A 20,203-nucleotide genomic window follows, 5' to 3' on the forward strand; every position below is an offset into this window, starting at 1 on the left:
TGTGTGAATTTACTGAGCACGTGGGGTTAAAGCGCGCACACGGTAAAGCAAATGCCCAAGCTTGTTTGAATAGCGCGTAAACATAGCTACATTCAAAAACAGCAAGAAAGCCACAAGAAAAAATACGGCTACCTTGGGGGAGAAGTAAAGCTTGCCTGAAATTCATTCATTTAATCAACATCTATAAAAATCGATATGCAAAGGCTTACAAGATGAAATACATGCATTGTTGTTGGCCAATGGATAGCAGTGTTTCAGAGCATTATTACTGCGGAGAATTATCATGGGTGGCATAGTAATAATCATTCTGGATAACGCACGGCTAAGACATCACATTTTGCCCCATGTAAAATAGCATTACAGGTAGATCCTAGTAGTAATTGCAAGCCATGTACACCATGACTTCCGGTGATAATTAAATCAACGTTTTCTTTCTCTGCAAAAGCAAAAACTTCGCCACTAATATGTCCTATTGGTATATGCAAATCTTGCTCTAGAATATTGAACCTTTTAGCCAAAGGCTGAAGTATCTCTTTGGCACGCTCTGCTAGTGCTCTAGTAGTTCCTATACTATCTATGGGGTCCAAACCCGGCATAGTACCGTATACACCAGCATAGTAAGCGTTTGGTATGGGCTCAACTACATGAATAACACTCAGTTTTGCCTGAGTGAGTTCTTGTAGTTGCGTGACTTTATCTTCGATATAACTCTTCGTCTCATTAAGTTCTGCGGCAAATAAAATATGCTTATACATAAATTTCTCCTTCATTTTAAATAATAATATTTTGCTTATAGCTTGCTTGCGTAACATCAACTTGATATTGATGTTTTAATTTTTGCGCAAGTATATCCATGGCTTCTACTTCCCCATGTACGAGAACTACAGGTGGCTTGTTTTCGAAGCCTTGATACCACTCAAGTAAGCCTTGTTGGTCAGCATGTGCAGAGAATCCGCCAACGGTGTGAATATTTGCTTTAACTTGTACCTTTTCTCCCCACAACTTTATGTGTTCACAGCCTTCAACAAGCGATCGACCTAATGTTCCTCTAGCTTGAAAGCCAACAATAAGCACATGAGCATTCTCACGCCAAATATTATGCTTGAAATGGTGTTTAATTCGCCCCCCTGTACACATGCCGCTACCCGCTATAATAATGGCGCCTGAAGATATTTGATTTATTTTCATCGAATATTCTGTTGTTTCTGACATATGCAAGTTAGGTAAATTAAATATCCCATTATCTTGTAGTTGAACATCAATTGCTTTCTCATCGTAAACTTCGCGGTGCTTGGCATAAACATTAGTAGCTTTTATTCCCATAGGACTATCGAGAAAAATTTGCCAATCGCCTAATTGCCACTCCTCAAAATGTTGCTTAAATTCATAAAGTAACTCTTGTGTTCTGCCGACGGTAAAAGCAGGAATTAATATGTTTCCTTTACTACTTTTAGCATTAGCAATAATATTACCCATTTCTTGCCAAGTATCCTGCCAACTACGATGTAATCTGTCACCATATGTACTTTCCATAATGACCAAGTCAGCATGTTTAATCGTGAACGGATCACGTAAAATAGGGGCGTTTTTATGGCCTAAATCGCCACTAAAGACAATCTTTTTACTAACGCCGTTTTCAGTGAGTGCTAATTCAACAATAGCCGAACCAATAATATGACCCGCATCTCTAAGGGTTAGTTTAACGCCTTGGCATACTTCTAACTCGGCATCATAGGTAAGTCCTTTAAAATATTGACAGGTTGTCTCCGCTTCTGCTCTCGTATAAAGGGGGTCTACTAATGCTAAACCTTTACGCTCACGTTTTTTATTTTCCCAGCGGGCTTCCTTTTCGTGAATATAGCCTGAGTCTAGGAGCATAATTTTACATAAATCTACCGTGGTATTATGAGTATAGATACAACCATGAAAACCTTCTTTTATGAGCATGGGTAATCGACCTGTGTGGTCGAGGTGTGCGTGACTGACGATCACCGCATCTAGCTCACTAACATCAAAAGGGAAGGGGTCGCGATTGTGTTTTTCATGCTCATGAGAGCCCTGAAACATCCCACATTCAATAAGTATATTTTTGTTGTTTACTTGCACCAAATAGCAAGAACCCGTGACTTCACGAGTGGCACCGAAAAATTTAATATTCATTTTAGCTCCCATAAGGATTAGTGTGGATAATACTGATATCTGGTTTGTTGATAAGGTTTTAATGTGTAATTTGGCTGTAAAAAGGACACCAAATCAATAAGCTCGGTCACGGTCATAACATCGTTAAAGACCTTCATCTTTGATTTTCCTTGAGGTGTTCTTACCTCAGGCGAATGCGGGTTGGAGAATTTATGAGATGGATTAATTATTGAAGTAACGAATTCAGCGTAAGTTATGATTTTAGTTTTCTCACCTCCAAGGGAAACAGAGATATCTTGTTGTTTTACAATACTGGAGTCCTCAACACCTTTTAGTGTGTGGCACGCTAAACATTGGTACTTTAAGAAAACTGTTTTACCTGTTTCAATATTACCTTTAGGCAGGCTAAATCCTCGTGGGGAATCAACCCCTTTATCACAACTGAATAGCGTTAATGACAAAACGATAAGTAAAGTGAATAGAATGTATTTCATTGTTATTCCTTAATTACTTTTTTAAGTTGAATTAATTAAAGCGCTGATCAAAACCATGAGTAAAGTCTCAATAGTATTAGAATTTTTTCTTGCTTATTGATATCTACAAATTGTATAGATAAGCATTTTTCTGGTGATATCAAAGACTCTACTGGGATAGCAGTACAAGTTAAAAAGCAGATAATTCCAAAAAAATTACACATAGCGCTTTCCACTATTAGGTTGATTTTTAGTCTAGTTGTTCTTATTTGAGGATTCAATTTTTCTTGGGAATACGTTGATATAGATCAATGATGTAGACGTTAATGAAAAACTAACAGCTGATGAATAAAGTAGGTAAATAACTTTGTCTATCCGATAACACTGAATAAATCATTCAGTGCGCAGCGCTTTTATGGGGGCTAATTTAGCGGCACTTTTTGCCGGATGAATGCCAGCTAACAAACCAATAAGGGCAGAAAAGCTTAACGAACCTTTAATACATAAATATTAAGGTCAACTGATAGCGCAGGCTGTGTGAAAACTATTTTGAACTTGCGTAATTTGGAAATATCAACGACAAAAGGCTCTGTAGATTTAAATCTGTAGTAAGTTTGGTGTCAAACTACCTTTGAATTTACATAGCGTTGCATAAAAATTGTAAGCTGAGTGTTTTCACACAGCCTGAGCGAACAGTCTACCTAAAGAAAAACCAAAAGCTAACTTCTGCAATACTTATCAAAGTAAGCTTTAATTATTAGATGATGAACGACCGCTGTGGTGGCTAAGCGGACTACTTATTAAAATTAAGATATGTCGTCTTTGTAGTAAAAGTGATCTGAAGAGATCAATCTCAGACATTATGCGTGTAACACATGAAAGCTCGATTTTAGGTTGTCATTTCGCCATGCTGATACTGAAATAAATTCAGCATGACGTAGTTGGTATCAGCATGACGGAGTGGTATCAACATGACGTAGTTGTTATCAACATGACGGAGTGATATCAGCATGACGGAGTTGGTATCAACATGACGGAGTTGGTATCAACATGACGTAGTTGTTATCAGCATGACGCAGTTGGTATCAATATGGCTGAGTTATTACCAATCAATACCTTTTTGTGCTTTTATATTATTATCAAAAGCATGTTTAATCGATTGCACTTCACTTACTGTATCAGCTAATTCTAAGAGTGAACGATGTGCGCCACGGCCTGTGGCTATTACATGTTGCATAGGCGGGCGATTAGCGATGGCGTCTAGTACTTCATCAAGATCAAGGTATTTAAACGACAGCATGTAAGTCAGTTCATCAAGTAGCACAACATCAATGGTTTCGTCAGCTAATAGTTTCTTTGCTTCTTTCCAAACAAGTTGAGCAGCGGCAATATCGGTTGATTTATCTTGTGTATTCCAAGTAAACCCTGTTGCCATCACGTGAAAAGGTACGCCGAGTTTTTCAAGGACATTTCTTTCGCCACAAGCCCAAGTGCCCTTTATAAATTGAATGGCTGCTGCGTTTAGACCGTGTCCTACTGCGCGAGTTAGCGTGCCAAATCCTGATGTTGACTTACCCTTACCGTTACCTGTAATTACAATTAATATACCGCGTTCATCAGTGGCAGCATCAACTCTTGCATCAACTTTATCTTTTACTTTTTGCATGCGTGCTTGGTGTTTTTCACTTTTTTGTGTTTCGTCAACCATGAGTATTCCTATTGATAATTATAGTCATTTTAAAGAGGAGAAAAGGCAAGGCTAACGTTAAGGGGGTCCCTTAAAAAATAGCAATTTACCGTGTATTCCCGCACGATTTTATTGATGTTAATGGTGGTGATTTTATTGTGGATAGGTATGCTGACTCATTGGCAACTCTTAAGTCACTACAATTTACAGTTGCGGGAACAGTCAAGGTTTCTCACCTTATTCCCTAAACACGTTTACGTTGCGTTAGTTTACGAGATTTATAATTATTTACAATATCTAGCGGCATTAAACACCATTGATTTTATGTTTTTGATAAATAGAATCTAAGGCCAGGAATTTTCAGTAATAAAAATGCCAACAATAGTTGTTGGCATTTTAGTGTTTTCTAATAATAACGTTATTTAACTAAGCCATTGGCTTACCAAATTTTTACACGTTTCTCAGGGGCGATATACATAGCATCACCTTCTTTAACGTTAAACGCTTTGTAGAATTCAGGCATGTTAGATAAAGAGCCTAATGCACGGAACTCACCAGGTGAATGAGGGTCAGTTGCTACTTGATTACGTAATGATTTCTCAACCTTTTTTCCACGCCATACTTGAGCAAAGCCCATGAAGAAACGTTGATCGCCAGTTAGTCCGTCAATTACCGGTGCTTCTTTACCATTTAATGAAGCAATATAAGCTTTATACGCGATAGTTACCCCTGATAAATCACCAATATTCTCGCCCAGTGTTAAAGAACCGTTTACATTTAAGTCTTCAAATACTGAATAGCCATCGTATTGTTTTACCAAGTCATCGGTGCGAACTTTAAAGGCCGCTAAATCTGCTTCAGTCCACCAGTTACGCATGTTACCGTCGCCATCATACTTACTCCCTTGGTCGTCAAATCCATGACCCATTTCATGACCGATAACCGCGCCAATACCGCCATAGTTAACCGCATCGTCAGCAGCTAAGTTGAAAAATGGTGGTTGTAATATGGCTGCAGGGAAAACAATTTCATTCTTAGTTGGATTGTAATAAGCATTAACAGTTTGCGGCGTCATGCCCCATTCTTGCTTATCAATTGGACCACCTAACTTAGCGACTTCTTTTTGATGAGAAACACTACCAGAACGCATTTTATTGCCAACTAAGTCATCACCTTTAATAACAAGTGCGGAGTAATCTTCCCACTTATTTGGGTAACCAATTTTAGGATCAAAGCTTGCTAGTTTTACATGGGCAGCTTTTTTAGTTGAATCAGACATCCACTCTAGTTCATCAATACTTGCACCATATGCTCCGCGTAAGTTTTCAACAAGTTGTGTCATTCGGGTTTTAGCTTCAGGCTTAAAGTGACGGCTCACATAAACTTTACCAATAACCTCACCTAAATTGCTGTTAACTACGCCAACACCACGCTTCCACATTGGACGTTGTTCTTTTTGTCCTCTTAACTGCTGAGAATAAAAGTCAAAGTTTTCATTATCTAAGTCAGCGGTTAAAGAACCAGCAAAGTTACTTAAGGTATGGAAAGTTAAGTAAGTTTGCCAATCAGCTAATGAGGTTGCTGCAAATATTTCGCCAAAACCTTTAACAAATGAAGGTTGGTTAATAATGATGTCTTTTTGCGCTGATACGCCTTGAGCAGCAAGGTAAGCATTCCAGTTAAATGCATCAGTAACTGTGTTTAAGTCAGCGACATCGAATTTATTGTAAGTTTTACTGCTGTCACGAGTTTCAACTTTTGTCCAATGAAAACCTGCTAATTTAGTTTCAATTGCCATGACCGTTTGCGCAGCAGCTTTACCGTTCTTCAAACCAGCTAAGTTGAACATATTTTCAATATGAGCAACATAACCTTTACGTAATGCGGCAAAACGTTCGGTTTCATCAAAGTAGTAATCTCTGTCGGGTAAGCCTAAACCTGTTTGCCAAATATGAGTGGCGTAGCGAGTTGAGTCTTTACCGTCAACGCTGATATAAAACGCTAATGGGCTACCTACACCATTTTTTTGATTTTCACCAAAAAATGTCGCAAGTTCATTCTTGTCTTTTAAACCATTGATGCTATCAAATAATGGTTGGATAGGAGCCGTACCTGCAGTATTACGTGCATCCATGTTCATATATGAACGGAATAAGTCAGCTACTTTTTGTTCGTCGCTGCCCATTTTTAAATTTTCTGTTGCTGCTAATTCTTCAATGATTACTTTTACATTGTCATCAGCTTCGTCACGTAAGTCATAAAAGGCACCAATTGACGTTTTATCTCCAGGGATTTCATTAGCGTTCAACCAAGCACCGTTTACATAACGATAAAAGTTGTCTTGTGGACGAACGGATAAGTCCATTGTTGCTTTGTCGATACCTGAAGCTAATGCAGTTTTTTGCATGATAGGCATTTCTTGCTTAGTTGTCTCAGTGCTTTCTGGATTGTCGTTGCAAGCGGCAAGCAACAATAACGAAGAACAGACTGCACCTGTTATTATTTTTTTCATGGTAATCTCATTATTATTAAGTAAAGAATATGGTTATAAAATGGTAAACGCATTGATACTAAAGGGTTACAGGGCTTTTTACTAGATTTGGACATGAATTTTTACATAATGTATCAGCAGTGCCGTATTTTATTTTGTACATTAAGCCTGATGATTTTTTTATTTTTTTATTTAACTAATTGAAAGTAATCGTAATATTTTTCACTTTGATTTTTATCAATATTAATTGTTGGCTTTTTTGCTGCCAAATAAAACATTGACTGTGCTATGCTGTGGCTACTTATAGAGTAATCGTTCTCTTACTGAATAACATAAGATGAAGTTTAATTAATGTTTCAACCCGTCAGTTTTTTCATTGGGCTACGCTATAGTCGTAGCCGTAAAAGTTCTGGATTTGTATCCTTTATCACTTTTTTCTCCATTGTCGGTATCGTCCTGGGTGTCGCATCATTGATCACCGTTGTTTCCGTTATGGACGGTTTAGAAGGTGAACAAAAACGGAGAATATTGGGTCTAGTTCCCCATATTGTCGTCGCCAATCAACCTCAGCAAAACAAAAACAATGCTTTACCTACATGGCAAATCCTACGTGAACAATTATTACTTACGCCTAAAGTTAAAAAAGTTACTCCTTTGTTGGAAAGTGAAGCACTCATACAAGCTAATTCTGGCGCATTACGCGGTGTACTCATTCAAGGAATCATGCCTGAATTCGAGCAGCACAATATTGTTAACAACTCTATGGTATCAGGACATTTAGATAATCTATCGACACAGAGCTTTGCCATTGTTATCGGACAGTCGTTAGCAAGGCAACTTGATGTCGATTTGGGTGATAAAATACGTTTAACACTGCCTAATAAAACCGTCTTTACCCCAATGGGGAGAATTCCGGTGCAACGCACTTTTACCATCGCTGGTATTTTTAGTGTTGGCTCACAAGTTGATGAAGGACTGGTCTATATTCACAGTAAAGATGGCGCAAAACTTCATCGACAAAGAGGTGATGGCGTTGAAAAACTTCGTTTGTATCTTGATGATGCTTTTGCTGCTGAGCAAGTGGTCAAACGTTTAAAACAACAATATCCACAGTATGATTTTACGACATGGCGCGATACTCAAGGCGCTTTATTTTCTGCTGTGCGCATGGAGAAAAATATGATGTGGTTGATGTTGAGCTTAATTATTGCCGTTGCCGCGTTTAATATTGTTTCCGCTTTAGTGATGGTTGTTATCGAAAAAAAGGGTGAAATTAGTATTTTACAAACACTTGGGCTAGATCGTCTTGGCGTGGTAAAAATATTTATTACTCAAGGTTTAGTTAATGGTTTTTGGGGCGTCACTATCGGTACTGTGGTTGGCGCCATACTAACCTTAAACTTAAACACTATATTTACCCTTCTCGGTGTTAATTTATTGGGAGCAGGGCAGTCTTTGCCCGTCGAACTATCAGTGAACAATGTGTTTAGTATTGTTTTATCAGCGTTAGCGATGAGTTTTATTGCTACATTATATCCCGCTTATCAGGCTTCTTTAACAGAGCCTGCCGAGGTTTTACGAAATGAGTAAAGGTTTACTTTGTCAGCAATTATCAAAGTCATATTATCAAGGTAGCATTGAAACCAAAGTCTTAGACGGGCTTGATTTGTCAGTAGATGCGGGTGAACTTGTTGCTATAGTGGGCAGCTCTGGTTGTGGTAAAAGTACTTTTTTACATATAGCTGGAGCACTAGATTCTCCGTCTTCAGGGCAGGTCTTTATTAGCGGTGTTGATATCCACCAGTTATCTGACAAGCAACGTGCTAAATTTCGCAATAAACATATTGGTTTTATTTATCAATTCCATCATTTAATGATGGAGTTTTCAGCACAAGAAAACGTGGCAATGCCTTTACTGATTCGCGGGGATTCACCTAAATCGGCCCTAGCTGCCGCACAAGAAATGCTCACACAGGTTGGGTTAAGTCACCGCTTTGAGCACCGGCCCTCCGCGCTTTCTGGTGGTGAGCGTCAACGTGTCGCTATTGCTCGGGCATTAGTGACTAAACCTTCATTAATATTAGCTGATGAACCAACAGGTAATTTAGACTTTGATACCGCAGAGCAAATATATCAGTTATTACGTGACCTTAATAAAACGGTAAACACCAGTTTTGTTATTGTTACCCATGACTTAATACTTGCTGCCAGAATGGATCGTCAACTACGTTTATCGCACGGCCGGTTAGCGCCCCTTGAAAGTTAAGGCTTTTAAATGACCAAATCATTAAGTTTATTTTTAGGTTTACGTTATGTGCGTAGCCGAAACGGTAATGGCTTCTCTTCGTTTATTTCAGCATCTTCCACTATCGGTATTGCGCTTGGTGTAATGGTATTGATTATAGTGCTCTCAGCAATGAACGGTTTCGAGCGAGCATTAGCGCAACATTTGCTGTCGGTTATTCCTCACGGTGAGCTAATTGCTATTAATACGCCGATAGATAACTGGCAAAAACACGTGGCGAAAGCACAACAACATCCACAAGTGATAGCCGCTGCACCTGTGATAAAACTTACCGGTATGATGCAACATGGCAGTGAACTCAAAGCCGTTGCTGTGCGTGGTGTCGATGTAAAGTTAGAACAGCAAGTTTCTACCATTGCCGATTATATGATTGCCGGCAGCTGGCAAGCGATCGTTGATAATGAAAATACCGAAAACCCTACGGTTGGTGTTGTTATCGGTTCGGGAGTTGCAAAAAAATTACAACTTGAATTAGGCGACTCACTACAATTGTTACTATCGAGTGTTATTGCCCAAAAAAATAACCAGCAAGCGAGTGCTAAATTTCCTGTGCCGGTTAAGCACCAAGTAAAAGTTGTTGGCATTTTTAAATTTGGCGGTACGATTGACGAAAACTCTGTATATCTTTCACTTGAGCATGCCGAAAAAATGGTTAATCTCGCGAAGGGGCAAGTTCAGGGAATTCGCATAAAAGTAGCTGATGTTTTTCAAGCGCCCCAGGTAATACGTGATGTTGCTTATAGCTTTGATGATACTTATGTTGCCATTTATGATTGGACACGAAGTCACGGCCATATTTTTAATGATATACAACTTGTACGATTAGTGATGTTTATTGTCTTAATATTAGTCATAGCGGTAGCAAGTTTTAATATTGTTTCAACGCTTATTATGGCAGTCAATGAGAAAAAAGGTGATATCGCTATTTTAAAAACTATGGGAGCACCGGCGAGCGTTATAATGATGACCTTTATGTTTCAAGGACTGGTTAATGGAGTCGTGGGTTGTCTAGTGGGGACAGTGTTAGGTATTGTTATCTCATTAAATTTAACTGATATTGTTACTGCAGTAGAAACACTTCTTAACGTAAAAGTGTTATCAGGTGATATCTATTTTATCGACTTTCTTCCCACTCACTTAAGCCAAGCTGACGTTGTAATTACTGTTTGTACTGCTTTACTGATGAGTCTACTGGCGACTATTTACCCCGCATGGCAAGCAACTAAAGTTGAGCCAGCGCAGGTGTTAGGACAAATGTAGCGGGTTTCACTTTTATATTATTAACCGATAATTTTTATCACCAACGCGAGACTAGAGCAGATTTTTACTTTCTACTTTTACGTTTATTCCATTGTTTGATAACAGAATATCGCCATAGACCATGTATGGAAAAATAACCTATTAGCGAGAAAAGTACCGCTAGCACGCCACAGCCAAGTAAAAATGCTGGTCCAATAGTTGATAAACTATCAACCAGCCATTGCCAATTCGCTTCAAATACAAATTCTTTTTCAGATCGGCCTAGTAGCCAGATGCCAACCATATAACAGCCATAAAAAATTGCGGGTATTGTGAGCGGATTAGTTATCCAAACGAGTGCAACAGAAAGTGGCAAATTCGAATGTACTATAATAGCAACACCAGCAGCTAAAACCATTTGAAAAGGTACCGGGATAAAGGCAAAAAATAAACCTACGGCAAAAGCTTTTGCGACAGAATTACGGTTTAAATGCCATAAGTTGGGGTTATGCAATGACGCACCAAAAATTTTTAAATGTTTATTATTTTTTATGGTGTTGTGATCCGGCATATAACGCTTGAAGAGTTTTTTAGGCATATACTTACTTATATTATCTAGGCTTTATTTATCGATTAGACAGATACGGAAATTAATCACTATGGAACGGTGGCTATTTACATTTTTTATCAGTGCTATTTTGTCACTATTCTTACCGATAGTACCAGACATTTCGCAAGTTTATATTTGTTTTTGTTTTGCTGTCATTTTTTGTCTCATCAAAAGGTTACGGAGTTATAGTGGGCTCTTTTTTGGCTGTGCTTGGTTACTCTATGCTGGCTTCGTTTATCAAAATATATGGCAAGTTAATAGCCTAATTACAGATGATTTTTTCGGTACAACCTTAACGGTAAGAGGTGTGGTTGCTAATATTCCAAAGTCATTAACGCGTAAAACAAAAAAGGATGAAACGACCAAGCAAGTATCACGTTTTAATTTTGTTGTTGAAGAAGTCAATCAACAAAAACTTCAATCAAAGATAAATATTCGTCTGCGTTGGGATCATAAGTCTGTTAAACCGGATCACTTAAAAAAAGTTACTAAGATTAACCAAGGCCAGAAATGGCAACTTACGGTGCGAGTAAAACCTGCCCATGGTTTTGCAAATGTTGGCGGTTTTAGCTATCAAACATGGTTAAGACAAAAGGAACTCCATGCTACTGGCTATGTAAAACATTCATCAAAAAATAAACTAATAGCAGCGCAGTCTAGTTATCGTCAACAATTGTACCTGCAACTCAATGAATTAATAGACTCATTGACTTTAACAAACGAGCTGCACCGTTTTATTTTTGCTCTTACCTTTGGCGAGCGTGGCAAAATTACGGCTGAGCAATGGCAAGTTTTACAAGCAACAGGAACACAGCATTTAATGGCTATTTCTGGCTTACACTTAGGCTTAATTGCCAGTGGTGCTTTTGGATTCATGTTGATGTTTTTTCGCTATAGTCCGTTTTACGTACTGTTAACTCAAAAAGGCAAGTTATGGTTGGTAAAAAAGAACAGCCGTATCGTGGCTTTCGCTTTTAGTAGCTTAGTCGCACTATTTTATGCTTATCTTGCCGGCTTTTCTTTACCCACATTACGTGCCTTGATCATGATGCAAATATTTATTTGCGCTAAGCTCGTGGGGGTTAAATTAACAATAATACGTTGGTTATTACTGAGTATCGTTTGCATTATATTAATATCACCCTTTAGTCTATTTAGTGTCAGTTTTTGGCTAAGCGTTTATGCGGTATCACTGATATTATTGGTTATCTGGCGATGTCGAAAGTTACTGTTAACATCGGGTGATGGTCAAGTTGACAAAATAAAAGCCTGGCTCCACTCTCTAATTATTATCCAGCTAGGCTTAACATTATTTATGTTGCCCGTGGCGGCTTTATTGAATCATCAACTGCCTCTTTCTGCATTACTTGCTAATATTATTGCCGTGCCTTGGATGAGCTTTACCGCTATTCCGTTATGTTTATTGTCTGTGGTTGCTATGCCTTTTAGTGAAACGCTGGCTATGTTTTTTCTTGAGTTATCGTTAATATCATTAACGTTTATTTGGCAGTGGCTAAGTTACTTATCGAGCCAACAATGGCTGTTTATCGACGTTAGCCATCAGACATTAATGATTATTTTGATAATCAGCGGTTTATGCTTCATCAGTTATTTTTTAGCCTTACCCAAAAAAGTACTGGCTGTTGCGCTATTACTCACTTTTTTATTCAGTTATATGTTTTTTAATGACCAACAAAAAAATGATGATTGGCAAGTAAATGTCCTTGATGTTGGGCAAGGGTTAGCGGTTGTTATTGAAAGGCATGGGCAGGCTATTTTATACGATACTGGGGCAAGTTACCCCAGTGGATTTAACTTGGCAGAAAGTGTGGTTTTTCCTTATTTACAGTATCAAGGTTTGACCACTCTTGACTATTTACTGTTAAGTCATGCAGATAACGACCATGCTGGTGGCTTGGCTTTTATCGATAAAAAAATGGCGCTAAATAAAATTATCGTTAAGCACATCAAATATAATCAACCGGTAGAAGATGTTGGCAGGTATAGTTTTGTTAACATGTACAGTTGTAAACAAGGCGATGACTTTACTTGGCAAGGTCTCACTTTTTCTGTGTTGTGGCCGGTGGTTCTTGAAGATAAAGAAAATGATAATTCGTGCGTGATCCATATTTCTGATGGTAAACATAAGGTGCTATTAACGGGTGATATTCCTCATAAAGTTGAAAAAATACTGGTCGCTAATACTGAAATCGCTAATCAGTTAAAAGCTGATGTTATTGTTGCGCCGCACCATGGCTCTAAAACCTCATCAAGTACGCGTTTTATTAAAGCGGTTTCACCCAAGGCCGTTATCTTTAGTGCGGGTTTTATGAATCGATGGAAGATGCCTAATAAAGCGGTACTTAAACGTTATCATCAGCTTAATGTAACGCCGTATGCAACTGCTGAGCATGGAATGATCCGCATAAACATTACCGAACAAGCCCTTGAAATTCAATCTTATCGTCTGCATATCAAGCCATATTGGTTTGCTAATTAACGTTGTAAATATTATTAGTTGGTTGCAACTAAGAAATAACGCTAAAATGGCTTGGATATGAATAATTAATCGCGAAGTCACAGAGAGACTGAATGTTAGCAAGTAAAAGCAAAGTAGCCGCACAAGCCACAACGTGGCAAAATTTTAAACGCTTAATGAGTTATGCCAAACCTTACAAAGCAGGGTTTGTCATCGCTATATTAGGGATGCTTGGCTATGCCGGTATCGACACTTTATTTTTCTCGCAGTTACAGCCATTAATCGATGATGGTTTAACTGATGCTAATCCTAACTTTATGAAGTGGGCCCCACTTTTTGTTATTGTTTGTTTTATTATCCGAGGTATCTGCCATTTTTTTGGTAATTATTGTTTAGCTTGGGTGGGTAATAATGTCGTTACCGATTTAAGACAAAATTTATTCGAACACATTATGGCACTACCGGTGACTTTTCATGATAAAGAGTCTACTGGGACGTTAATCTCTAAACTGACCTTTGATACCGAACAAGTGCTGAACGCAACGAGTAAAGCGTTACTTACCTTAGTACAACAAGGTGCTATGGTGATTGGCTTTCTCGCGGTTATGTTTTACAACAGTTGGCAGTTATCAGCAATATTCCTCCTTATAACTCCTATCATCGCTATTATTGTTACTGTGGTTTCGAAACGTTTTCGCCAAGTTAGTAAAAAAATTCAAAATGCGATGGGAGAAGTCACTTCTGCTGCCGAGCAGACCTTTAACGCTCATAAGGTTGTCTTAACCTTTGGCGGGCAAGAACGTGAATTCGAACGTTTTGGTCAGATAAATAAACATAATCGCCAACAGCGCATGAAAATGGTGGCCACTAAATCTTTCAGCGTACCCTTAATACAAATTATCGCTTCTTTTGCGTTAGCGTTTGTACTTTACGTTGCCAATTTAGAAAGTATGAAAGCAAGCTTAACGCCAGGGATTTTCATAACGGTGATTACTTGTATGACTATGCTACTGAGACCTTTAAAGTTACTAACTACGGTTAACAGTGACTTTCAAAATGGTATGGCGGCTTGTGTCAGTATTTTTGCAGTGCTTGACCAAGAAAATGAAAAAGACACGGGCCAACAATCACTTGAGAAAGCCAAAGGAACACTTGCTTTTGAACAAGTTGATTTTTCTTATACTAACGACGAAAAATTAGCGCTTACTCAACTAAGCTTTACCGCGAATGCTGGAGAAACAGTGGCTTTGGTTGGTCGCTCGGGGAGTGGAAAATCAACCGCCAGTGCAATTTTGCTGCGCTTTTATGATGCAACAGCGGGTAAAGTATTAATTGATGGAAAAGACATTACCTCATACAAGTTGAAAGACTTACGTGCTCAGTTTGCTTATGTTTCTCAGCAAGTGGTGTTATTTAATGACTCTATCGCTAATAATATTGCCTATGGTAAACCCAACGCCAGTCGTGACGAAGTTTTAGCTGCGGCTAAAAGTGCTCATGTGCTTGAGTTTGCAGAAAAGATGGTTGACGGAATAGATACTAATATTGGTGATAATGGTGCTTTACTTTCTGGTGGGCAACGCCAACGTGTTGCTATCGCTCGAGCATTATTGTGTGATGCACCTTTTTTAATTCTTGATGAAGCAACCAGTGCATTAGATACCGAGTCAGAACGTCATATTCAAGATGCTTTGCAAGTTTTACAAAAAGATCGTACCTGTATTGTTATTGCTCATCGCTTGTCTACCATTGAAAATGCCGATAAAATTATTGTTATGGAACAAGGGAAAATTCTTGAACAGGGCGATCATCAAACGTTATTAGCAAAAGAAGGTGCTTATGCAAAATTACACAACTTTCAATTTAGCGAATAAAATGACGGTTGAGATTTTGCTATGCGCTTAATTGAAAAGGTTTGGTTTTTTCAACACCCAGCAAAATGGCTGCTCGTGCCGTTATTGTTACCGTTAACCGTTATTTTTTGGTTACTATCCGCGTTACGACGAAAATGCTATCAACTGTATTTTTTTAAATCTTTTGGTATCGACATCCCTGTTGTGGTGGTGGGTAATATTGGTATTGGTGGTAACGGAAAAACACCGGTGGTTTTGTACTTAATTAAGCAATGCTTAGCACAAAACATGAAAGTTGGCGTTATTAGTCGAGGTTATGGCGGACAAGCACCGCACTATCCCTATTTACTCAATGCAAGCAGTAGCGCAGCTGAAACAGGCGATGAGCCTTTATTAATTTATCAACGCCATGATATTCCTGTTGTGGTTGGCGGCGATCGAGTGGCGAGTGCCAGGTTGTTAATGCAGCAAGGCTGCGACGTTATTATTGCTGATGATGGTTTACAACACTATCGCTTAGAACGAGATTTTGAGCTTATTGTTATTGACGGTAAACGCGTGTTTGGAAATGGCTTGTTATTACCCGCAGGGCCATTACGTGAAGGTTTATGGCGTTTAAAAACAGTCGACGCGCTTATCTTTAATGGCGCAACACCAACCGATAATAAAATCTATCCAGTCGGTATACCACAAATAACAATGACCTTAATGGCAAAAATGGTAGTCAATGTTAAAACCAAGCAGCAGCTATCATTAACTGATTTTTATCAACAGTTTAATGATAACGAAAGTCACACTAAGCGTATCAATGCTATCGCCGGTATTGGTGACCCTAGTCGTTTTTTTAAAACCTTAGTTGATAGTGGTTTTAGTCTTGAAGCATCGGTAGGTTTCAAAGATCACCAGCATTATAATGAAGCACAATTTGTCAGTTTTTCTGACGATATTCCACTTTTGATGACAGAAAAAGACGCGGTAAAATGTACGTCTTTTGCTAAAAATAACTGGTGGTATTTACCGGTTGATGCCCATATTGAAAATAAACAAATAACGCCATTTTTAGATGCGCTATTTGACAAAGTAAAAGCAGATAAACTGAGCCGTATTAAGGCTAGATTCACGCTAAGTTAACTAATAAATAAACTGATAAATAAGAGAATAAACATGGCATTTGATGTAAAACTAATGGAAATATTAGCTTGTCCAGCATGCAAGGGCAAACTTGATTACAATAAAGAACAACAAGAATTGATCTGTAGATTCGACCGCCTTGCTTACGCTATTGAAAAAGGTATTCCGGTCTTATTAGAAAGTGAAGCGCGCCGTATTACTGAAAATGACTAATTAAATATATTTGGAGAATTAAATGTCTTTTATTGTTGTAATACCTGCTCGGTTTGAGTCGTCTCGTTTACCGGGAAAAGTGTTAGCCGATATTAATGGTAAGCCGATGATCCAATGGGTTGTTGAAAAAGCCCAGCAAAGCGGTGCTAGCCAAGTGATTGTGGCCACTGATAATAAGCAGGTTGAAGAAGCGGTATTAGCATTTGGCGGCGAGGTTTGTAAAACTCGTGCCGATCATCAATCGGGTACCGAACGTTTAGCCGAAGTGATGAACATTTATAACTTTGACGATGATCAGGTTATCGTTAATGTTCAGGGGGATGAGCCTTTTATTCCCGCTGAAAATATTGCTCAAGTTGCCAGAAATCTAGCGGACCAGCAAAGAACAAACCAGCAACAAGCTAGAATGGCGACACTTGCTGTGCATATCCATGACGTTGAAGAGGCTTTTAATCCTAACGCGGTTAAAGTGTTAACAGATAAACACGGTTATGCGATGTACTTTAGCCGTTCGACGATCCCTTATGACCGAGATCGCTTTCTTAATGAGGAAAGTGTCGCTGCTATTGGCGATTTTTATTTACGCCATATTGGTATCTACGCCTATCGTGCTGGGTTCATTAAAGATTACGTGCAATGGCCGGCCAGTCAATTAGAGCAAATTGAGTCTTTAGAACAACTGCGCGTATTATGGCAAGGTGAAAAAATTCATGTTGCGGTAGCAGAAACTCGTTTAGCGGTTGAAGGGGTTGATACGCCAGAAGACCTAGAAAAAGCTAGAGCTTACGCTTTAACGCTTTAATTTTTTATAAAATAAAATAAAATAAAAAAAGGCCTTATGTTTTCACATAAGGCCTTTTTATTACGCTAACGAAATATTATTTTAATAGTTCAAGCGCTTTAACACAGCGACCAATTTGTTGATGGCTAGCTTTGACTGTCTTTAACACTTGTGGCTTCATACCACTGTAGTCTTTAATCAGTTGCGCTAATTCTGCTTCACTGACTGCATTACATTGTGTCGGCAACATGCTACCGGCAAAAGACTCTAATAAACCTAAATCACTTCCTTCATTTAACTTAGGGATGTGTGCGAGAATTTTAGCTTTATAAGGCGCTTCTAAAGCTTGTTGCTCACCAGGGAATAAACCCCACATAATGTAACGAAGGGTAGAAAGTTTTAGTTTGTCAGGGTTATTAATAACGATGTTAAACCATTTTTCTTTAACTTCAGCCTCAGGTCGAATAACTTCTGCATAAATAGCACTTTTAACACCTGAATCGGTAATGTCTTTTTTGGCTTCAGTGCTCAATAATGCTTGGTAATTACCATGTTGGTAACGGTTCATTTTAGCAATTAATGTCCAGCGCTTGTCTTGATCTATGGTAATACCATCAAAACTTTTTTCACCGTTCAAAATGTTTTGTAAGCGATTTAAATGCTTAGTTGTTTTCGTTACACCAACATAACGGCCATACCAAAGTTTTTGGAAGTCTGAACCCGCTTCGGCATTTTCTAATAAACGTAAGTATAAGTTTTCAACGTCCATATAAAGCGCTGTATAATCTTTTTGCTCTAAACGTGTTGCAACAGTTAGGAAGCCTAAAGCCGAGGTTAACGTACTCGCAATTTTACGTGATACGTTATAATCGCTTTCACCTTCAATATTAGCCATGGCAAACGTTACCAACTGGTCAGCGGCTAAATTTGCATCGTTGACGCTGTCAGACAAACTCTGCCATAGCATTAAGCGCATAGTGGGGTTATCAATCGCATTAATGTGTTGTTGTGCTGATGCCAATGACTTTTCATCAAGATCTACTTTTACGTAACCCCAATCGGCTTCGTTTGGATAAACCAAATCAGGACATGCTTGACCTATCACGGCCTTAATCTCAGTGGTCGCACCTTTATACATAATAGGTGTTGCAGAGGTTAAGTTCATCGCATTACCATCAGCACTAACATTGTATAAACCTATTTGAACACGTTGTTCACGTAATGTTGGGTAACCTTCTGGTGCTGTTTGGTTTATTGCAAACGCGCTAATTTTACCGTCACTACATTGGTAATTAACTTTGATGGTGTTTAAGCCTGCATTATATAACCAGTCTTGTGTCCACTGGGTCATATCTTTACCTGCAGCTTTGCCTAATTCACCGATAAAATCTTCTAAATCAGTATTTTGGTAAGAAAACTTTTTCAAGTAATTGCTGACACCAATACGGAAATTCTCTTCACCTAAATAATAAGGCAATTGCTTTAATACTGATGCGCCTTTACCGTAGGTAATACCGTCAAAATTTGACAAAGCAACACCCGTAGAAGCAACCGGTAGTTCTATCGCATGAGTGTTCACTGAGTCATCAGTGCGGTAAGCCCATTGTTTAGTACCAGAGTAGAATACATCCCAGTTGTTCTCAAAGTCGCTGGCTTCTGCAATAGCTAAGTTGGCCATATAAGTAGCAAAACTTTCATTTAACCATAAGCCGTTCCACCAGCGCATGGTGACTAAATCACCAAACCACATGTGTGCCATTTCATGAGCAATAACATTAGCAAGACTCATACGAGCACTGGTTGATTTCTCTCCACGTGCAATATAGCCTTCATTGAATGTAACCGCAGCAACGTTTTCCATAGCACCGGCATTAAAGTCAGGTGCAACAATTTGGTCATATTTGCCAAAAGGGTATTGCACATCGAAGTACTTATTGAAGAAGGCAAAACTTTGTTTGGTTGGAATAAACCATTCGTCAGTTTTAACGTATTCGGCTAAACTTTGACGAGCAAATAAACGCAATTTCATCCCTTCAAAATCATCTTCCCATACAGCGTAATTACCTGCATGAAGAGAGAAAACATAAGAAGAGAATCTTGCTGAAGCAGGGAATGACCATACTTTGTTATCACCGTTTTCGCTAATAGTTGTTTCGCGAGTGGCGCTAATTATTTGCCAATGAGCGGGAGCGGTCACTTGTATTTCGTAGCTGGCTTTTAAATCAGGTTGATCAAAGTGAGGAAATAATCGGTTCGCGTCATAAGGTTCAAAATCGGTGTATAAGTAAACTTCACCATTTTTAGGGTCAACAAAACGATGGAAACCAGAGCCGTCAGTAGAGTAAGGACGCTGGTAATCTATAGTAATACTTTGCTTACCCGCAGTTAACTCGCTAGCAGGAATAGTGATAAACCATTTTTCATAGCTAAACTTAACTACTTTGCCATTAACTTTTAATGATTTTATAGTACCTTCATCAAAATCTATGGTTAAATCATTTTGATTGTTCTCTACTAAGTCAAAGAGTAATTCGGTAGAGCCAGAAAAACTTTCGCTTTTATTATCAATCGTCACACTTAACTTATAGCTAACGTTGCTGATTTGTTTAGCACGCATCTCAGCATAAACTGCTTCAAGTGATTCACTTTGAGTGCGTAATAAACTTGTTTGTTGTTGTACGGTTTCAGCGACTGCTGAGTCGCTTGCTGTGTCTGCTTTTTCACAGCCCATCAGTGCAACACTTGAGCCAATAATAGCAATGGACAGCGCCTTAGCTATTTGAGATTTATTTAATGTCATTT

At 38.6% G+C, this 20,203-nt stretch carries 15 protein-coding genes and 1 riboswitch; of the genes, 8 read left to right on the forward strand and 7 right to left on the reverse strand.

Annotation, left to right across the window (positions count from 1 at the left end; translation table 11 throughout):
- Positions 1–302 precede the first annotated feature (302 nt).
- From H4J57_RS10965 to H4J57_RS10985, 5 genes are all read right to left on the reverse strand, one after another.
- Positions 303–755 (reverse strand): universal stress protein, encoded by a 453-nt coding sequence (locus tag H4J57_RS10965; protein WP_182242907.1) that lies wholly within the window; start codon positions 753–755, stop codon positions 303–305.
- Positions 756–771: 16 nt separating this feature from the next.
- A complete protein-coding gene (locus H4J57_RS10970) occupies positions 772–2,160 on the reverse strand; it encodes an MBL fold metallo-hydrolase RNA specificity domain-containing protein (protein WP_182242909.1) in 1,389 nt (462 codons plus the stop codon).
- Between the two features lie 17 nt (positions 2,161–2,177).
- Complete coding sequence (locus H4J57_RS10975; RefSeq protein ID WP_182242911.1) at positions 2,178–2,633, reverse strand: cytochrome C; 456 nt, start codon at positions 2,631–2,633, stop codon at positions 2,178–2,180.
- A gap of 1,081 nt (positions 2,634–3,714) precedes the next feature.
- Entirely contained in the window at positions 3,715–4,320 is a 606-nt protein-coding gene (cobO, locus tag H4J57_RS10980) for a cob(I)yrinic acid a,c-diamide adenosyltransferase (protein WP_182215101.1), read from the reverse strand.
- A 122-nt stretch (positions 4,321–4,442) separates the two neighbouring features.
- Positions 4,443–4,587, reverse strand: a riboswitch (cobalamin riboswitch).
- A gap of 151 nt (positions 4,588–4,738) precedes the next feature.
- A complete protein-coding gene (locus H4J57_RS10985) occupies positions 4,739–6,811 on the reverse strand; it encodes a M13 family metallopeptidase (protein WP_182222049.1) in 2,073 nt (690 codons plus the stop codon).
- Positions 6,812–7,141: 330 nt separating this feature from the next.
- Here H4J57_RS10985 and H4J57_RS10990 point away from each other — a divergent pair, with 330 nt between their 5' ends.
- From H4J57_RS10990 to lolE, 3 genes are read left to right on the forward strand one after another with little or no spacing between them, the layout of a single operon-like run.
- On the forward strand, positions 7,142–8,380 hold the full coding sequence (locus H4J57_RS10990; RefSeq protein WP_182242913.1) for a lipoprotein-releasing ABC transporter permease subunit: 1,239 nt from the start codon (positions 7,142–7,144) through the stop codon (positions 8,378–8,380).
- Positions 8,373–9,056, forward strand: a complete 684-nt coding sequence (lolD, locus tag H4J57_RS10995; protein WP_182215095.1) for a lipoprotein-releasing ABC transporter ATP-binding protein LolD — start codon at positions 8,373–8,375, stop codon at positions 9,054–9,056. Before H4J57_RS10990 ends, lolD begins: the two co-directional genes overlap by 8 nt.
- Before the next feature lie 9 nt (positions 9,057–9,065).
- Entirely contained in the window at positions 9,066–10,355 is a 1,290-nt protein-coding gene (gene lolE, locus H4J57_RS11000) for a lipoprotein-releasing ABC transporter permease subunit LolE (protein ID WP_182242915.1), read from the forward strand.
- Positions 10,356–10,419: 64 nt separating this feature from the next.
- Here lolE and H4J57_RS11005 read toward each other — a convergent pair whose 3' ends face one another.
- Complete coding sequence (locus tag H4J57_RS11005) at positions 10,420–10,932, reverse strand: DUF2062 domain-containing protein (protein ID WP_182171061.1); 513 nt, start codon at positions 10,930–10,932, stop codon at positions 10,420–10,422.
- A gap of 61 nt (positions 10,933–10,993) precedes the next feature.
- On the opposite strand from H4J57_RS11005, the gene H4J57_RS11010 reads away from it, so the two are divergent.
- From H4J57_RS11010 to kdsB, 5 genes are all read left to right on the forward strand, one after another.
- Positions 10,994–13,444 carry a DNA internalization-related competence protein ComEC/Rec2 gene (locus H4J57_RS11010; protein WP_182242917.1) on the forward strand — a complete coding sequence of 817 codons (2,451 nt, stop codon included), beginning with the start codon at positions 10,994–10,996 and terminating at the stop codon, positions 13,442–13,444.
- Positions 13,445–13,536: 92 nt separating this feature from the next.
- Positions 13,537–15,297, forward strand: a complete 1,761-nt coding sequence (msbA, locus tag H4J57_RS11015; protein WP_182242919.1) for a lipid A export permease/ATP-binding protein MsbA — start codon at positions 13,537–13,539, stop codon at positions 15,295–15,297.
- 21 nt (positions 15,298–15,318) lie between these two features.
- Positions 15,319–16,407, forward strand: coding sequence for a tetraacyldisaccharide 4'-kinase (gene lpxK / locus H4J57_RS11020; protein WP_182242921.1), 1,089 nt, complete (start codon positions 15,319–15,321; stop codon positions 16,405–16,407).
- 33 nt (positions 16,408–16,440) lie between these two features.
- A complete protein-coding gene (locus tag H4J57_RS11025) occupies positions 16,441–16,620 on the forward strand; it encodes a Trm112 family protein (protein WP_070376055.1) in 180 nt (59 codons plus the stop codon).
- Between the two features lie 22 nt (positions 16,621–16,642).
- A complete protein-coding gene (gene kdsB / locus H4J57_RS11030; protein WP_146798336.1) occupies positions 16,643–17,422 on the forward strand; it encodes a 3-deoxy-manno-octulosonate cytidylyltransferase in 780 nt (259 codons plus the stop codon).
- A gap of 76 nt (positions 17,423–17,498) precedes the next feature.
- On the opposite strand, the gene pepN is transcribed toward kdsB, so the two are convergent.
- Entirely contained in the window at positions 17,499–20,201 is a 2,703-nt protein-coding gene (gene pepN / locus H4J57_RS11035; protein ID WP_182242923.1) for an aminopeptidase N, read from the reverse strand.
- Between the last annotated feature and the right edge of the window lie 2 nt (positions 20,202–20,203).

The sequence above is a fragment of the Colwellia sp. BRX8-7 genome (assembly GCF_014077275.1).
In the GTDB taxonomy this organism is placed as follows: Bacteria; Pseudomonadota; Gammaproteobacteria; order Enterobacterales; family Alteromonadaceae; genus Colwellia_A.